This window comes from Leucobacter sp. OLIS6 (genome assembly GCF_002752355.1).
In the GTDB taxonomy this organism is placed as follows: Bacteria; Actinomycetota; Actinomycetes; order Actinomycetales; family Microbacteriaceae; genus Leucobacter.
Genome location: NZ_MRAV01000011.1, coordinates 375,487 through 392,079 on the forward strand (window position 1 = coordinate 375,487; position 16,593 = coordinate 392,079).

The following is a 16,593-nucleotide window of genomic DNA, read 5'->3' on the forward strand; positions in this document are numbered from 1 at the left end:
CCGGCCGAAGGTGAATATCCGGCTGAGCGCGTTTCGGGGCGGCCGAGCGGCCGGGCGGCCGGGCGGCCGCCCGGCCGCCAGGTGCCGGGTCGATCCGCTGCCGCCCGACGCTCCTTGCGCTCTCAGGTTCATCGTTTTAGACTGACTAGTCAGTTTAGAAATGCATCGAACCAGAGGAATCTCCGTGAACGCATCGGATCCGACCCAGATCCTGGAACTCGATCGGCCGACCGGGACCCCCGCACCCGCGACCGTCGCCGGACCCGCCGACACCGTCGGCGCCGCCGGCCCCGCCTTCGAGCTGCGCGGCGCGACCGTGACCGCCGACCGCGGCACCGTCTTCGGTCCGGTCACCGTCGCGAGCGCGAGCCCGGTGTCGGTGGTGCTCGGCTCCCGCGGCACGGGGCGGACCGCGCTGCTGCTCAGCATCTCCGGCCGCATGAAGCTGAGCGGGGGCGAGCTCACCACCCTTGGCGAGACCCGCCTCTCCGAGATCCGCAGCCGCACCGGCGTCGTCGGCTTCGAGGCCATCGATGCGCTCGAGCACGCTGTCACGCTCGGCGCCATCCTGCGCGAGCGACTCGCCTGGGCGATGCCCTGGTACCGGCGCACACCCCGCATCACTCCCGAACTCTCGTCCGAGCTGCTGGCCGCGGCCTTCGGCGAGTTCGAGCAGCCGGACCCCAGCACGCTCGTGCGCGAGCTGGGGGCCGCCGAGGAGATGCTCGTGCGCATCGCGCTCGCTCTGATGGAGGGACCCGAACTGCTGGTCGTCGACGACTTCGACGCCGTGCGGGATCCCGCGGAGCGCGCTGTCGTCGCCGAACGCCTGAGCGCCCTCGCGACGCAGGGGATCAGCGTCGTGCTCGCCACCAGCGACCCGGGCGACGCCGAACTCTTCGCCACACACGAGCCGATCGTCATCGAGCTCTGATCCTTCCGCTCCGGCCGCCCCGCAGCACCGACGAACGTCACCGATAGTCGAAAGAACCGTAATGTCACTCCTCACCCGCAGCACCGAGCTGAAGCGCTTCAAGCAGGGCACCCTGCCGAAGATCGCGCTCGTCGTGCTCCTCGTCATCCCGCTCATCTACGGCGCGCTGTACCTCTGGGCGTTCTGGGCGCCCACAGACAACCTGAACAAGCTGCCCGTGGCGATCGTCAACCTCGACGAGTCCGCCGAGAAGCCCGACGGATCCGAGCTCGCCGCGGGCCACGACGTCGTCGAGCAGTTGCAGGACCGCAAGGACCTCGACTGGAAGGCGCTCGACGCCGACGAGGCCGCGACGGCGGTCTCGGACGGAGACGTCTACTTCTCGGTCACGATCCCGAAGGACTTCTCGAGCACGCTCGCGGGGCTGCAGGACGATCCCAAGGCCGGCGAGATCCAGGTCGTCTACAACGACAACAACTCGTTCCTCGCCTCGACCCTGGGGAAGCAGGCGATGGTGCAGCTGCGCGGCGCGGTCGCCGAGACAGCGACGCAGACCGCTGCCGAACAGGTGCTCGTGGGCGTCGAGAAGCTGAGCGACGGCACCCGGACCGCCGCCGATGCCGCGGGCACGCTCGAGCAGGGCACGTCCGCACTTTCGGCGGGCAGCGGCAAGCTCAGCGTCGGCCTCGGCAAGCTCGCCGACGGCACGGCCGAGATCGCGGCGGGAGCCCCGGCACTCGTCGACGGGACGCAGCAGCTCGCGACCGGCGCCGGCGCCGCGCGTGACGGCAGCGCGAAGCTCGCCGCGGGCAGCCAGGCGCTCGCAGAGGGCACCGGCAAGGTATCGGACGGCGCGACGCAGCTGTCGGCGGGCGCGAAGACGCTGAGCGACAAGCTCCCGGCCGCCGCAGCGGGCGCGACGCAGTTGCGCGCGGGGATGGACGAGCTCGCCGGGAAGGCGCCCGCGCTCGCGAAGGGAACGAACGACGCTCTGGCTGGCTCGAAGCAGCTCGCGGAAGGCTTGCCTCAGCTGCAGGCCGGTGCTGAGACCGTCTCGGGATCGCTGGCGCGGATCGCCGCACTCGCTCAAGAACGCCCCGATCTGACGCTGGGCGAACTGGATCAGATGCTCGTCAGCCAGGGCGGATCGTTGAACGCGCTCGTCGGTGGATCGGAGGATCTCGCGACGAAGCTTGAGGGAGCTTCGACCGGCGCCCAGCGGCTCACCGCCGGACTCACCGAGTTGAACACCGGCGCCTCGGCGCTCCCCGCAAAGGCCGCCCAGGCCCAGACCGGCGCCAAGCAGCTCGAGACCGGATTGCAGCAGCTCCAGGCCGGGGCAGGCACCCTCGCCCAGAAGTCGGGCGAGCTCGCGGCCGGCGCGCAGCAGGTCGCGGCGAAGAGCCCGGAGCTTGCGTCCGGTGCGGGTCAGCTCGCCGCCGGCACCCAGCAGCTCGCGGACGGCGCGGGCGAACTCGCTTCGAAGACGCCCGAGCTGGCCGCCGGTGCGACGAAGCTCAACGACGGCGCGCAGGAGGCCAGCTCGAAGTCGAAGGACCTCGCGAAGGGCGCGACGAAGGTCGACGACGGCGCGGGCACCTTCGCGTCGAAGCTCAAGGACGGCGCCGCCGAGGCGCCGACCTTCGCCGAGGGCCAGACCACGAAGATCTCCGAGACGATGGCCGCCCCGGTCGAGCTCGACGAGACGACCGAGAACGGCGTGCAGGGCTTCGGCGGCGGTTTCGCCCCGTTCTTCATTGCGCTCGCGTCCTTCGTCGGCGCACTCATCACGTGGCTGATCCTGCGCCCGATGCCGCGCCGTCCGCTGGCGTCGAACGTCTCGGGGCTGCGTTCGGTGCTCACCGGCTTCGGCCCTGCGGCGCTGATCGGCGTCGGCCAGGTGATCATCATGATGTCGGTGCTGGTGTTCGGGATCGGTTTGCGACCGGTGCACTGGGTCGGCATGAGCCTGTTCATGCTGCTGACGACGTTTGCGTTCCTCGCGCTGCAGCAGATGTTCATCGCAGTGCTCGGCACGGCGACGGGCCGCGTGGTCAGCCTCGTGCTGCTCATGCTGATGCTCTCGTCGTCGGGCGGCACGTACCCGGTCGAGACGACGCCCGGATTCTTCCAGGTGCTGCACCCGTTCATGCCCGCGTCCTACGTGGTCGACGGCCTGCGCCAGCTGATCGGCGGCGGCATCGACGGTCGATTCTGGGGGTCGCTCCTGGTGATGCTCGCGGTGCTCATCGGTTCGCTCGCGATCAGCGCGGTCGCCGCGCGCCGGCAGAAGGTGTGGACGATCAAGCGCCTGCACCCGGAGCTCGCGATCTAGCGACCGGGGTTGCGGCCCTCGCGCGGAGATCCGCACGAAATCGGAGATTCCACGGGAATCGGATCCGGGATCGTGCGGATCTCCGCGCGGAGGCGCGGCGGCACCCGCGGTAGGGGAGGATGGACGCATGGCACGCGTGAACACGAAGCAGCTCATCCGCGACGCGGCGGTGCGCGTGGCCGCCGAGCACGGCATCAGCGGCGCCTCGATGGATCAGATCGCCGAGGCCGCCGGGGTCGCGAAGGGCAGCCTGTACTATAACTTCGCGTCGAAGGACGCGATCTTCGAGGCCGTGATTCAGGGCGGGTTCGAGCACCTGGCCGAGGCCATCGACGCCGCGCGCGAGGGCGTCGCACCGGCGGATGCGCCGCGCGCGGTCGCGGGCGCCACGCTCGAGACGCTGCGCGGCAACCTGGATCTCGCGAAGCTGATGGCGTCCGAGGTGTTCCGCACGGATCGGCCCTGGGCTTCGGCCATGGATCTGGCGCGGTCGTCCGTGGTGGTGCGATTCCGCGACGTGCTTCGCGAGGCCCGCAGGACCGCCGGGGACCCGACTGCTGACGAGGTGACCGAGATCGCGGGCGCAGCCTTCTTCGGCGCGCTCGCAGGCGCCTGCCTCGATTGGCTGCTGTTCCGGCAGGACCAGTCGATGGATCAGGTGCTCGACCAGGTGCTGCGCGCGCACTGACTCCGCGGCCCGCACCGCATCTCGCCGCTCAGCGCATCGCGGTGAGTCCGATGCGCGGGAACAGGACCGGGAACGCTTTCAGGAGCCCGGGTACGAGGGCGCCGCTGTGGTCCGCGTCGGGGATCGCGAACCACGAGGTCTCGAACCCCGCATCGCGGGTGATCTGCGCGGCGAGCTGCGTCTGCTCCGTGAACTGGGCGTCCTGATCTCCTGCCGTGAACACCGCGACGTGTCCGGCGTAGCCGCCGGTGTTCTCCGCCGCTTTCGTCGCGGGCTTCGCGGCCTCATATGCGGCCTCGTCGCCGCGGAACACCTGCTGCAGCACCTCCTCGGGGAACTCCGTCCCCTGGTAGGACTCGCCGGACAGGCTGACGACGTTGCCCCACAGTTCGGGGTGCGCGAGGCCCCAGTCCAGTGCGCAGCCGCCACCGTTCGAGAAGCCCGCGATCGTCCAGGACGATGCGTTCGAGAGGATTCGGAGGTGCGCCCGGGCCCAGCGCGGGATATCGGTGGTGAAGTACTCCTCGACGCCGCCGAAGGCGGCCGAGTCGACGCAGGCGGGGTTGTTGTCGACCGCGCCGAGCTGGTCGGCGACGATGACGATCGGAGCGAGGCCGTGGTGCTCCGCGGCGAGCCGGTCCATCGCCTCGCTGATCGGCCCGGGGTCCGGGGAACCGGGTTGCCCCATCATGAAGACGACGAAGGGCAGCGGCGGCGGATCCCGCGTCAGCGCGGCGGGCGGCAGGTAGAGCGACGCGGTGCGCGCGGCGAAACCGGCGGTCGACGGGATCTGGAGCGCGCCGTTCAAGGGCACGACCGCGCCGTGCTTCGGCAGGTCGGCCGGGGCGCGCCAGGTCCCCGCGATCGGGGCCGCGGGATCGGGGCCGGGCAGTGGAGCCGCGATCCGCACGGTCGCGCCCTGGGTCGTGGTGCCCGTCGCCCCGGCAGCCGGGGCGACCCTGGTGAGCGTCTCGTGCACCGCGAACACGGCGACCAGCAGCAGGAGCACGAGCAGCAGCGAGAGCAGGTGGCCCCGGCGCGACCGGAGGCCGTGCGCTGCGATCGGGACGCCGAAGGGCGGCAGGATCCGAGGATCCTGCCGCCCTTCGAGTCGACGCATGATGCGCTCGCGTCAGTTCGTGCCGAGCAGCTTCTGGATGCGCTGGATGCCCTCGAGCAGTGCGTCGTCGCCGAGCGCGTAGCTGAAGCGCAGGAACCCGGACGGGCCGAAGGCCTCGCCGGGGACCGCAGCGACCTCTGCCCGATCGAGGATCAGGTCGGCCAGCTCGAGCGAGGTGGCCGGCGTGACGCCGTCGATCTCGCGCCCGAGCGCGCCCGCGACGTCGACGTAGGCGTAGAACGCGCCCTCGGGGGTCGGGGCGTGGAAGCCGTCGACCTTGTTGAGTTCGGCGATGATCGTCTTGCGGCGACGATCGAAGGCCTGGCGCATCTGCTCGATCGGCTCCTGCGGGCCGTTCAGCGCCGCGACCGCCGCGCGCTGCGCGATGTTGTTGATGTTCGAGCTGAGGTGCGACTGGAGGTTCGCGGCGCCCTTGATCACGTCCGCGGGGCCGAGCATCCAGCCGAGGCGCCAGCCGGTCATGGCGTAGGTCTTCGCGACGCCGTTCACCAGGATCGTGCGGTCGGCGAGCGCCGGAACGGCCTCGACGATCGAGACGGCGCGCACGCCGTCGTAGGTGAGGTTCTGGTAGATCTCGTCCGAGATGACCCAGAGGCCGTTGGCGTCGGCCCACTCGCCGATCGCCTTCGTCTCCTCGGGGGAGTAGACGGCGCCGGTCGGGTTCGAGGGGGACACGAAGAGCAGCACCTTGGTGCGATCCGTGCGCGCGGCCTCGAGCTGCTCGACGGTCACCTTGTAGCCCTGCTCGGAGCCTGCGAAGACCTCGACGGGCACGCCGTCGGCGAGGCGGATGGCCTCGGGGTAGGTGGTCCAGTACGGCGCCGGGAGCAGGACCTCATCGCCCGGATCGAGCAGCGCCTGGAAGGACTCGTAGACGGCCTGCTTGCCGCCGTTCGTCACGATGATCTGCGAAGCGGGGATCTCGAGCCCGGAGTCGCGGAGCGTCTTGGCGGCGATCGCCTCGCGCAGCTCGGGGAGGCCCGCCGCCGCGGTGTAGCGGAAGTTCTTCGGGTCGTCGAGCGCGGCACGGGCCGCGTCGACGATGTGCGCGGGAGTCGCGAAATCGGGTTCGCCCGCGGCATAGCTGATGACGGGACGCCCCGCGGCCTGGAGGGCTTTCGCCTTCGCGTCGACCTTGAGCGTTGCGGACTCGGCGATGGCGCCGATCTTCTTTGAAAGACGGGAGATGTGGCTCACGGTTCCATCCTACGGCGGAGGGGTGCGGTCCGTTCGCATGCGTTCGCTGGGAGAACCGGAACCGGGTCTCCGATCGGGGTGCGGCGCGCCCGGGATGACGGGGCCGCGTTCGACATCCGGGCGGTGATCCCGTAGACTCATCAGCGGTAGTTGACTTCTGCCAGAATTTCCTATGCCCGAAGGGGTTGGGAATTCGGCGGTAAGCACTCCATAGGGCGGTGGCGCAATTGGTAGCGCAGCGGTCTCCAAAACCGCAGGTTGCAGGTTCGAGTCCTGTCCGCCCTGCCACACCTCGTCGCATCGCGGTCGCGAAAGCGACGGGGCGATGAAAGGACGGGAATCCGTGAGCAGCAGTGAAATCGAAGAGTCCGGTGGCGGCCTCGTCGAGCGCGCGAAGGCCGATCGTGCCAAGCGCGGCTGGTTTGGTCGGATTCTCCTGTTCTTCCGGCAGGTCGTCGCTGAGCTGAAGAAGGTCGTCACGCCGACCCGCAAGGAGCTCATCAACTACACCCTCGTGGTGATCGGCTTCGTCGTCGTGATGATGGCGCTCGTCTGGGTGCTCGACCTCGCGGCGGGTGCGGCCACCCTGTTCATCTTCGGAACTCCGCTCAACTAGCGCTCCGATCCCAGAGATTTCGTTTTTCGCGAGAGAGCAAGAAAGTCAGATGACGACCGAGAACAACACCCCCGAGTCCGACCTCGACGCTGCCCTCGACGCGCTGGCCCGCTCCGCCGACCCCGAGGCGGACGCCGTGGTCGAGGACGCGCTCGAGATCGACCAGCCGACCGAGGCTGATGCTGCTGCGGCCGCTATCGCCGAGTCCACTGCGGACGGCGAGGCCGCCGCGGACGCCGAAGCGGACTCCGAAGACCCCTACGCCGCGTTCAAGCGCGAGCTGCGGATCAAGCCGGGCAAGTGGTACGTCGTGCACAGCTACGCGGGCTACGAGCGCAAGGTCAAGTCGAACCTCTGGAACCGCCGCGAGACCATGGGCGCCGTCGATGACATCTTCGAGATCCAGGTCCCCATGGAAGAGGTCATGGAGGTCAAGAACGGTCAGCGCAAGATGGTGACCCGCGTGCGGATCCCCGGCTACGTGCTGGTCCGTATGCACCTCAACGAGAACTCCTGGTCCGTCGTGCGTCACACCCCTGGTGTGACCGGCTTCGTCGGCAACGCGCACAACCCGGTTCCGCTGCGCTTCAAGGAAGCGTTCGAGATGCTGAAGAGCACCGTCGAGCTCGAGCCGGTCGCGACCGCCAAGGGCAAGGCCGCGGCCACCGCCGCCGCGCAGGGCAACGTCGAGATCGACTTCGAGGTCGGCGAGACCATCACCATCAAGTCGGGCTCCTTCGAGGGCCTGCCCGGCACGATCAGCGAGATCAACCCGGCGAGCGGCAAGCTCACCGTGCTCGTCTCCCTGTTCGAGCGCGAGACTCCGGTCGAGCTCAGCTTCGACCAGGTCACCAAGATGGTCTGACCCTCGAGGTCCGCATTCCCCGAACGCCTCGCTGCTCCCGAGCAGCGGGGCGTTCGCGTTCGTGGGCGACCCGGGGGTTGCAGGGGGATCGCCCGCGCTTCGGCGGCTCGCTAGGGTGCTCGGCGGTCTGGCTGCTGCCGATTGCCGCGGCCTCGCCAGCGCCCCCGATCCCTGCTAGACTGTTCTGGTTTGCGTCCGCGCGATCCTGCTTCCTCGAAGCGGTGAGCGCCGATGCGAACCGCGCACCGCGTTCCGGAACGGCCGGAAGTCGCGGGAGAGCACGTGCGGAAGCGCGCGCGTTCGAGGAAAGGAAACATCATGGCAAAGGCCAAGAAGGTTACCGGTCTGATCAAGCTTCAGATCGCAGCCGGCGCCGCCAACCCCGCACCCCCCGTGGGTCCTGCGCTGGGTCAGCACGGCGTCAACATCATGGAATTCTGCAAGGCCTACAACGCGGCCACGGAATCCCAGCGGGGCAACATCGTCCCCGTCGAGATCACCGTTTACGAGGATCGTTCGTTCACGTTCGTCCTGAAGACCCCGCCGGCCGCCGAGCTCCTGAAGAAGGCAGCTGGCGTGCAGAAGGGTTCGGGCACCCCGCACACCGTCAAGGTCGCGAAGGTCACCGCTGAGCAGGTTCGTCAGATCGCCGAGCAGAAGCAGGCCGATCTCAACGCGAACGACATCGACGCGGCTTCGAAGATCATCGCGGGCACCGCTCGCTCCATGGGCATCACGGTCGAAGGCTAAGGGGTACGGAAATGGCACAGAAGTCCAAGGCGTACCGCGCCGCTGCCGAGAAGATCGAAGCAGGCAAGTTCTACTCCCCCGCCGAGGCCGTGGCCCTGGCGAAGGAGACCGGTTCCACCAAGACCGACTCGACCGTCGAGGTCGCCGTCAAGCTCGGTGTGGATCCCCGCAAGGCGGACCAGATGGTCCGCGGCACCGTCAGCCTGCCCCACGGCACCGGCAAGACGGCGCGCGTCATCGTGTTCGCGACCGGCCCCGCGGCTGAGGCGGCTCTCGCCGCCGGTGCCGACGAGGTCGGCGGCGACGAGCTGATCGAGAAGGTGGCCGCTGGCTACACCGACTTCGACTCGGCCGTCTCGACCCCCGAGCTCATGGGCAAGGTCGGTCGTCTGGGTAAGGTGCTCGGCCCCCGCGGTCTGATGCCGAACCCCAAGACCGGCACCGTCACCCCGAACGCGGCTCAGGCCGTGACCGACATCAAGGGTGGCAAGATCGAGTTCCGCGTCGATAAGCACGCCAACGTGCACTTCATCGTCGGCAAGGCCTCGTTCTCGGCCGAGCAGCTGAACGACAACATCGCTTCGGTGCTCGAGGAGATCGTGCGTCTGAAGCCGGCGTCGTCGAAGGGCAAGTACCTGATCAAGGGTGCCGTCTCGACCACGTTCGGCCCGGGCATCCCGCTCGACGTCAACAACATCTGATCGAAGCGCGTCCGCAGGACGTGCGATCGGAACCGGAGGCCCCGGCAGTTTCGACTGCCGGGGCCTCCGGCTTTTCCACAGATTGCCGGCGAGCGCTGCCGGACTCCCGATACCGTTTAATATGAGTTGATGATGTCTCGCATTCCCCCCTGCGGTCACGGACGGTGGCTGTCGTGAGCGCGCGCGCATCGATCAATGCACCGGCGATCCCGGGGTTCAGCTACGTGCGGCCGCTGGGCGCCGGCGGCTTCGCGCAGGTGTTCCTCTACGAACAGGACATGCCTCGCCGTCTGGTCGCGATCAAGGTACTGAACGGGTCGGTCGCGGGCGACGGTGCCGGTGCCGAGCTGCGGGCGACGTTCGAGAGCGAGGCGGATGTGATGGCCCGCCTCAGCAGCCACCCCTCGGTGGTGTCGATCTACGAGGCGAGCATCTCACTCGAAGGGCACCCCTATCTCGCGATGGAGTTCTGCCCGGGCTCACTGGGCCAACTGACCAAGGGCAAGCCGGCACGGCTCGTCGACGTGCTCGACGCGGGCGTACGCATCGCCGGAGCGCTCGAGACGGCGCACCGTTCGGGGGTGCTGCACCGCGACATCAAACCGTCCAACGTGCTGCTCACGACCCTGGGCAAGCCCGCGCTGTCCGACTTCGGTATCGCGCACGTGCTGGGCGGCCGGCAGGCGGAGGGCGAGCTCGCGATGTCGATCCCGTGGTCCGCGCCCGAGGTCGTGCAGCTCGAGAGCAGCGGCAGCGTGGCGACGGAGGTGTGGTCGCTGGGGGCGACCCTGTACTCGTTCGCCTCGGGGCGCTCGCCGTTCGAACTCGCGGATCGCGCGCAGAACACGCGTGCGAAGCTGTCCGAGCGGATCGCCAAGGCGGTCTACCAGGGGATCCCGGGAGCGCAGGGCTACGAACACTTCGACGAGGTCATCGCGCGTGCCCTGCGGCGACTGCCGCACGAGCGCTACGCGTCGATGGCCGAGTTCGGCGAGGCGCTGCAGGCGCTGCAGCGCGCCTACGGCTTCGACGTCACTCCGCTCGAGGTGACTCCCGACGCCTGGGTGCCGCGCGCCGAATCGGTCGAGGCCGGCACTCGCGGCCCCGTGGTGACCTCGGTCGGCCGCGCGACCCGTGCCGAGGCTCGCGCCGAGATGCTTGCCCAGAAGCACGGTACTGACGACGACGGCCTGCTGCTCGACCGGCCCGCTTCGCCGCTGCGCGCCGGGCTGATCGGCGCCGGCGCTGCGCTCGCGGGCGTCGCCGCGATCGCGGTCGTGGTGTGGGCGCTGACCGGTGGTGGCGGATGACTTCGACGGTATCGGGCGAGCGGCGCGGTCCTCGCCGACTGCAGTGGTGGATCGCCGGCGGCGTCGTGACCGCGCTGGTCGCGACGGTCGCCGTGATCGCGAGCGGATACGACGCGAGGCAGACTCCGCGCGAGGAGCCCGGGGTCTGGGTCGCGCGCGAATCGGGCCAGTACGCCCGGGTGAACACCGATACCGGGGAGCTCGATCTCGTCCGCAAGGTCTCGGATCCGAGCGGGATCATCCAGAGCGGCGGCCGCGGCGCCGTGCTCTCGAACGGCAACGGCCGGGCCTGGAGTCTCGATCCCTCCAACCCGGTCGACCTCGACGTCAAGCCCGCGACGTCCGGCGGGGAGCAGGCCGCGACGTCGGCTCGACCGGCCTCGAACCAGTCCGCGCAGTCCCAGGATTCCGCGGATTCGGTGCGCATGCCCGAGGGCACGCGCGACATCGTGAGCGCCGGCCGCTTCGTCGCGATCCGGACCGAGTCCGGCGCCGTCTACGCGGGTGAACTCGCGCCGTCCGAAGCGGAGGAGCTCGGGGCGAACGCCGCAACCTCGAGCACTGCGGACACTGCGGACCTGGAGCGGCGATTGTCGTCACTGGTCCGCGTCGACCCTTCCGGTGAGGGCCAGAAGAAGCCTTCCGCCGGAGCGGACGCGGGCTACCGCGCCACGGCGATCACGCTGACCTCGGCGGGTGTGATCGGCGCATACTCCAGCGCCGACGGCTCGGTGCTCCGATTCGACATCGCCGCCGGCGAGCCCGTCGGGCGAGCCGATCAAGTACCCGATGCGGCCAGGAAACTCCAGTCGCCGCAGCTCGCGCTGCTCGGCGACGACTGGGTGCTGCTCGACGGCGAGAGCGGGCGACTGTGGCGCTCGGGCGGCGGCGAGACCACGGTGAAGCTCGAGGGTTCCGGAGTGCTGCAGGGCAGCCTCGATCCCGATCAGCGGAAGCGGGTATCGGCCGGTGAACGCCGGAGCGGCCAGGACGCCGCGGTCGATGCGGTGCTCATCGCCGATACCGGCGGCCTGCTCGCGGTGTCCTCCGGCGGTACGGCGAAGCGCGTGCTGCAGGCGAGCGGGGCGCCGGCGCAGCCGACGGCGGTCGAGGGCGCGGTCTACGCGGCCTGGCTGGGGCAGCGCTCGGGCACGCTGTGGAACTCGAACGAGGGCGACAAGCCGCTCGCGTTCGACGACGCCGCCCGCGAGTCCGGCGACCTCCAGCCGACCATCCGGAGCAACGGCTCCCGGGCCGTGCTCAACGAGACGCGCACGGGCATGCTCTGGACGCTGCCCGACGGCAAGCGGATCCCGCTCTCCCAGTGGAGCATCTCGGATCCGCCCAAGCAGGATCGCGGTTCGGTCGTCGTGACCGACGTGACCGACCAGCAGCCGCCGACCGCGGTGAACGACACCTTCGGGGTGCGAGCCGGAGCATCGGCACCGCTCCCGGTCCTGCTCAACGACTTCGATCCCAACAAGCGCGACGTGCTGACGATCGTGCCGGACTCCCTCACCGCGAGCAGCCTGCCGAAGCCGTTCGGTTCGCTCGAGCTGATGCCCGACGGGCAGTCCCTCATGGTCCGCGTCGCCGCGAAGGCGAGCGGAACCGCGACCTTCACCTACCGGGTGACCGACGGCGCGCTGACCTCGAACCCGGCGACGGTGACCCTGCGGGTCGCGCCCGAGGCCGAGAACGCCGCGCCGGCGTGGTGCCCGGTCGACGGCTGCCGACGCGAGTGGCGGGTACCTCCGCTCGCCCCCGGCGGCACGCTCGTCGCCCCGCTGCTCGACGGCTGGGTCGATCCCGAGGGCGACGTGATGACCCTCACGAGCGTCGAGCCGCTGCGCAAGGAGGATCCGTTGCGCGCCATGGTGACCGCGGACGGTCGTCTCGCGCTGCGGCACACCGATCCCAACGCCGGAGCGGCCGAGATGACGCTCCGGGTCACCGTCACCGACAGCCGCGGCAAGCAGACCCGCAAGAACCTGGGCGTCTCGGTGCAGCCGGGTGCGGCGGCGGAGTTCACCGCGTCGGCCGCGACCGTGCGGGTCGCCCAGACCATGACCGTGCAGCCGCTCGAGCGGGTGGCGGGCGGTTCGGGCAGCTTCGCGCTGCTGGACGCGACCTCGCCGAGCCCCAATCTGCGCGTCACCCCGCACACGTCGAACGGCACGATCGATCTGCAGGCCGCGCAGGCCGGCAGCACGACCGTCTCGGTGATGGTCCGCGATACGGCCACCGGTACCGAGGTCACGGGCCAGCTCCGCGTCACGGCGACCCCGGCCGGTCCGCCGCTCGCGCTTCCCGAACTGCGCGCGTTCGTGCGCCCCCTCACCGACACGACCGTCGAGATCCTCGACGCGATCCCCGGCGCCGGGTCCCGCGCGCTCGCGGTGCAGAGTGCGAAGGCGGGCGGCGGAGAGCTCCAGGCCTCCGTGATCGACCACTCCAAGGTCCACGTGTCCGGCAGCACCCCGGACGGGGCGCCCGGCCGCATCGGCGCGGTCGATGTCGCGGTGGCCGAGGGAAGCACGACCGCGACGGGCAAGCTGACCGTGTTCCAGGTCGCGGCGAACGCACCCTCGGGCGTGATCGCCGTCGCCGACACCGCGACCGTTCGCGCCGGTTCGGTGGTCGACATCCGCGTGCTCGACAACGATGTGGCCGCTCCGGGCGAGCGGCTGGTCCTGCAGCCCGAGATCGTCGGCTCGGGAACGAAGGGCGAGCTCGCGTTCGCCTCGGGCAACGTGCTCCGATACCTGGCGCCCAAGAAGCCCGGCACCTACCGGCTCAGCTACACCGCGTATGGCGCGAGCGATCCGACCTCCGGTGATGTCGGCGCCGTGATCGTGACCGTGCTGCCGACGGGATCGAACCGCGACCCGCAGCCGGCGGCGCTCACCGCCCGAGTCGCAGCGGGTGCCACGGCCCAGGTGACGGTCCCGCTCTCGGGCGTCGACCCCGACGGCGACCGGGTGCGCCTCACCGGTGTGCAGACCGAAGAGGGATCCGGCATTGTGGCGACCCTGAACGACACCGGCACCGGGATCGAGGTGTCCGCCGCGGCCGGCGCCAAATCGGGCACGAAGCAGCTCAAGTACACCGTCGTCGATCCGTCGGGCGCGCGCGGCACCGGCAAGCTCGGCGTCGTCGTGCTGCCCGAGCAGGAAGCTGCGGGCATCGTCGCGACGACGGATTCGCTCCGCGTGGGTCCGGGTGGCGACGCGGTCGTGCTGAGCCCGCTCGACAACGATGTCGATCAGTCGGGCGGCACGCTCGAACTCACCTCCGTGACTCCGAATCTTCCGGGTGGGAAGACGAACCCCGCCTACCGGGCGCTCGCCGGGCGCCTCGACCTGTCCGAGATGAAGCAGGGCCGGATCTCGATCGAGCCCGGCCGCGAGCTCGGCACCGACTCGTTCCGGTACACGGTCCGCTCGACCAAGACCAAGAGCACGGCGGACGGACTGATCGTCGTGCAGACCTCCGAGCATGTCGGCGCGCAAGCGCCCGCGGTGAGCGACACCGTCCTCAACGTCCGCGACCGTGCCGACCTCGCGTCGAAGGGCGTCGACGTGCTCACCGGCAAGACCCGCTGGGCCACGGGCGACGTGTCGAAGCTGAAGCTCTCGATCTGGGGGAGCAGGGCCGCCGACTACCGGGTGAAGGGATCGCGGATCCTCGGGCAGTACCGTGCGGAGGGCGACACCGTGGTGTTCAAGCTCAGCGGAACCGACGTGTCAGGCAAGCAGGTCGCGACCTACGGCCTCCTCCTGATCCTGCCGCTCGACGAGCTGCCGCTGACGCTGAAGCCTGGTCTGAAGCCGCTGACGGTCGACGAGAACCAGCAGACCGAGGTCGACGTGGCCGACCTCGTCGATGTCGGTCCCAGCGATCGGGTCGAACTGCGCAAGGGCTCATTCGCCGTCGGGCGCGCACAGGCGAGCTGCGAGGCGGTCTCGGGCGACCGGCTCCGGTACTCGGCCGGCGGGGAAGCCCCGTGGACCGACAGCTGCCTCATCGAGGCCCGGCTGGTCGGCCAGGACCGCTGGACCGCGCTGCCGGTCCCGGTCGTGATCGTGCCCAAGCAGCCGGTGGCGCAGGCGCAGGCGCTCACGCGCACCGTCGACCCCGGTGCGACCCAGACCATCTCCCTCACCGACATGGTGACCTGGGAGGGCGGCCGCAAGGGCGACACGGGCAAGCTGAGCTTCGCGGAGTCCGGCGGGACCTCGCTGTTCGATGTGCAGCAGAACGGCAGCTCGCTGCGTGTCACGGCGCGCGCGGACGCGGTGCCGGGCACGCAGGAGACGGTGTCCATCGCCGTCAGCGGCGCCGGTGACTCCCGGGCCCCGCTGACCCTGCAGGTCGGCCAGGCACCGCGTGATCTGCCGCGCGGCGGCACCGTCGCGCTGCAGTGCACCGTGGGCAGCTCCTGCCAGGCGCAGCTCGTCGGCGTCGCCGGCGAGCACGATCCGTTCGCGGGCAAGACGGGAGGCGGCCTCAAGCTCGCCTCGGTGAACGGCGATTCCTGCACCTTCGGTTCCTTCTCGCGGGTGGGCGACTCGGGCATCTCGGTGTCGTGGCCGAACGCGCGCGGCATCGGGGGCACCTGCCGGGTCGGTTTCACCGTGCGCGATGCGCAGGGGCGAACCGGCGAGGGCACGGTCGAGTTCGACGCGCAGGGACTGCCGGGCACGCCCAGCATCCAGCAGACCGGGTACACGGCCAGCAGCGCGAGCTTCACCGTGACGCTCGGAGCGCAGCAGGCGCATCCGGCGGTCTCGGGCGTGACGCTCTCGGGCGGCGGATCGGGCTCCTGCACCGCGGTCGGATCCGCGACCTACCAGTGCACGGCCGATGGGCTGAGCAACGGCCAGAAGCACCAGTTCACCGCGCAGGCGGTCAACGCCGTCGGGTCCTCGCAGGCCTCCACCGCCGTGACGGCGTGGGCGTACAGTCCCCCCAGGACTCCCACTGTGAAGGCGTCCCCTCTCGAGGACCGCCAAAACCGGAACTCCGGGAAGGGAGCGGTACGGGTAGTTGTGTCTGACGTGTCTAAAGACACGAAACAGATCCGTCTGCAGCGAATCGGCGGCGACACCGAAACTGTTGAGGTCCGGCCGGAACAGAGCACCTTCTCGAGAGACTTCAGGGATCTTGCAGCCGGCAGTACCGCCGGATTCACCGCGACTCCGGTCACGGGGTTCGATGTGCCGAACATTGGCGGAGGTAACAGCACTGGCGCGCCTGGAAGCGATGAGACAACGGTGATCGGAGCCCCTGCGATTTCTTCGGTCACTCTCGTGAGCACGGGAGACAACTCTGCCAGGATCAACTACTCGGGCACCGAGGGCGCGACCGCCACTTACACGATCAGTAAGGGAGCGCTGCAAGACCCGCCGGACTGCCTCGCGGGCGGCGGCCAGAACGAGCCCGATTTTGGCGGGTTGCGCAAGTACAGCTTGCTCCGCGGGATGGTGTGCCTGCGTAGCGCCTATGGTATGAACTCGGCGGTTTCGGATGCAAAGTTCATCGGGAACGAACTGCGGGCACCTCGCGTCACGTACACGATTCTCGCCGCGCCTACCGCCGTGAGCGACGGCGTCATCTACGACGTCGCGAAGAACCAGGACGGCACTCCGCAGCTTGACGTGCAGAGCGCTGAGAGCGACACGAAGCTCATCTACAGCAACACCGGAACCGAGGAGTTCGCGCTCGATCCGGCCTCGGCCGCGGAATTCAAGGTCAAGCAGTGCTACGGCGACAGTCCCTGCTCCGCCGAGTCGATCGTCAGATGGAGGAATGCGCCGACCGTCGTGACGGCGAAGCCGAACGGCCAGTGCTTCCCGCTGACGAACGGTTCCGTGGGCAATCCGAGCTCCGACGAGTTGAAGACCCACCTGACGATCTCGGCGGCTGCAGCGCCGGACGCGACGGTGAAGGCGGGAGCGCCGGCCAACGGGATGGTCCCGGTGACCATCACCTGGGGCGGCTCGTTCCAAGCACTGCAACAGGCGACCCTCAACGTCTGCACCACCCCGTAGTCT

11 protein-coding genes and 1 tRNA gene are annotated in these 16,593 nt (G+C 69.7%); 10 read left to right on the forward strand and 2 right to left on the reverse strand.

All coding sequences use genetic code 11. The features are described 5' to 3' along the window. Window positions 1–184: 184 nt before the first annotated feature. From BMH31_RS08215 to BMH31_RS08225, 3 genes are all read left to right on the forward strand, one after another. On the forward strand, window positions 185–934 hold the full coding sequence (locus BMH31_RS08215) for an ATP-binding cassette domain-containing protein (RefSeq protein ID WP_199068268.1): 750 nt from the start codon (window positions 185–187) through the stop codon (window positions 932–934). A gap of 61 nt (window positions 935–995) precedes the next feature. Beyond that, window positions 996–3,269, forward strand: coding sequence for a YhgE/Pip domain-containing protein (locus BMH31_RS08220; protein ID WP_099723443.1), 2,274 nt, complete (start codon window positions 996–998; stop codon window positions 3,267–3,269). A gap of 127 nt (window positions 3,270–3,396) precedes the next feature. Further along, window positions 3,397–3,957 (forward strand): TetR/AcrR family transcriptional regulator, encoded by a 561-nt coding sequence (locus BMH31_RS08225; RefSeq protein WP_099723442.1) that lies wholly within the window; start codon window positions 3,397–3,399, stop codon window positions 3,955–3,957. 28 nt (window positions 3,958–3,985) lie between these two features. On the opposite strand, the gene BMH31_RS08230 is transcribed toward BMH31_RS08225, so the two are convergent. Continuing rightward, complete coding sequence (locus BMH31_RS08230; protein ID WP_099723441.1) at window positions 3,986–5,077, reverse strand: alpha/beta hydrolase-fold protein; 1,092 nt, start codon at window positions 5,075–5,077, stop codon at window positions 3,986–3,988. Window positions 5,078–5,089: 12 nt separating this feature from the next. Continuing rightward, complete coding sequence (locus BMH31_RS08235) at window positions 5,090–6,295, reverse strand: pyridoxal phosphate-dependent aminotransferase (RefSeq protein WP_099723440.1); 1,206 nt, start codon at window positions 6,293–6,295, stop codon at window positions 5,090–5,092. A 212-nt stretch (window positions 6,296–6,507) separates the two neighbouring features. Between BMH31_RS08235 and BMH31_RS08240 the strand changes: the two genes are divergently transcribed. The 7 genes from BMH31_RS08240 to BMH31_RS08270 all read left to right on the forward strand — a co-directional run bounded on the left by BMH31_RS08240 (window position 6,508) and on the right by BMH31_RS08270 (window position 16,590). Next, window positions 6,508–6,583: transfer RNA gene (locus tag BMH31_RS08240), tRNA-Trp, on the forward strand. A 55-nt stretch (window positions 6,584–6,638) separates the two neighbouring features. Further along, window positions 6,639–6,911 carry a preprotein translocase subunit SecE gene (gene secE / locus BMH31_RS08245; RefSeq protein ID WP_241898199.1) on the forward strand — a complete coding sequence of 91 codons (273 nt, stop codon included), beginning with the start codon at window positions 6,639–6,641 and terminating at the stop codon, window positions 6,909–6,911. 49 nt (window positions 6,912–6,960) lie between these two features. Continuing rightward, window positions 6,961–7,776, forward strand: coding sequence for a transcription termination/antitermination protein NusG (nusG, locus tag BMH31_RS08250; protein WP_099723438.1), 816 nt, complete (start codon window positions 6,961–6,963; stop codon window positions 7,774–7,776). A gap of 318 nt (window positions 7,777–8,094) precedes the next feature. After that, the gene (gene rplK / locus BMH31_RS08255; RefSeq protein WP_046455296.1) at window positions 8,095–8,526 is read left to right on the forward strand and encodes a 50S ribosomal protein L11; all 432 of its coding nucleotides are present in this window, start codon (window positions 8,095–8,097) and stop codon (window positions 8,524–8,526) included. An 11-nt stretch (window positions 8,527–8,537) separates the two neighbouring features. Further along, window positions 8,538–9,227 carry a 50S ribosomal protein L1 gene (gene rplA, locus BMH31_RS08260; RefSeq protein WP_046455295.1) on the forward strand — a complete coding sequence of 230 codons (690 nt, stop codon included), beginning with the start codon at window positions 8,538–8,540 and terminating at the stop codon, window positions 9,225–9,227. A gap of 173 nt (window positions 9,228–9,400) precedes the next feature. Then, complete coding sequence (locus tag BMH31_RS08265) at window positions 9,401–10,537, forward strand: serine/threonine-protein kinase (protein ID WP_241898200.1); 1,137 nt, start codon at window positions 9,401–9,403, stop codon at window positions 10,535–10,537. After that, a complete protein-coding gene (locus BMH31_RS08270; protein WP_099723437.1) occupies window positions 10,534–16,590 on the forward strand; it encodes an Ig-like domain-containing protein in 6,057 nt (2,018 codons plus the stop codon). Before BMH31_RS08265 ends, BMH31_RS08270 begins: the two co-directional genes overlap by 4 nt. Window positions 16,591–16,593 lie beyond the last annotated feature (3 nt).

What these genes read in the sequence shown, in the direction of transcription:
- BMH31_RS08230 (WP_099723441.1), bottom strand. Translation starts at nt 5,077, where the DNA reads ATGCGTCGACTCGAAGGGCGGCAGGATCCTCGGATCCTGCCGCCCTTC.
- BMH31_RS08220 (WP_099723443.1), top strand. Translation starts at nt 996, where the DNA reads ATGTCACTCCTCACCCGCAGCACCGAGCTGAAGCGCTTCAAGCAGGGC.
- nusG (WP_099723438.1), top strand. Translation starts at nt 6,961, where the DNA reads ATGACGACCGAGAACAACACCCCCGAGTCCGACCTCGACGCTGCCCTC.
- BMH31_RS08270 (WP_099723437.1), top strand. Translation starts at nt 10,534, where the DNA reads ATGACTTCGACGGTATCGGGCGAGCGGCGCGGTCCTCGCCGACTGCAG.
- BMH31_RS08225 (WP_099723442.1), top strand. Translation starts at nt 3,397, where the DNA reads ATGGCACGCGTGAACACGAAGCAGCTCATCCGCGACGCGGCGGTGCGC.
- rplK (WP_046455296.1), top strand. Translation starts at nt 8,095, where the DNA reads ATGGCAAAGGCCAAGAAGGTTACCGGTCTGATCAAGCTTCAGATCGCA.
- rplA (WP_046455295.1), top strand. Translation starts at nt 8,538, where the DNA reads ATGGCACAGAAGTCCAAGGCGTACCGCGCCGCTGCCGAGAAGATCGAA.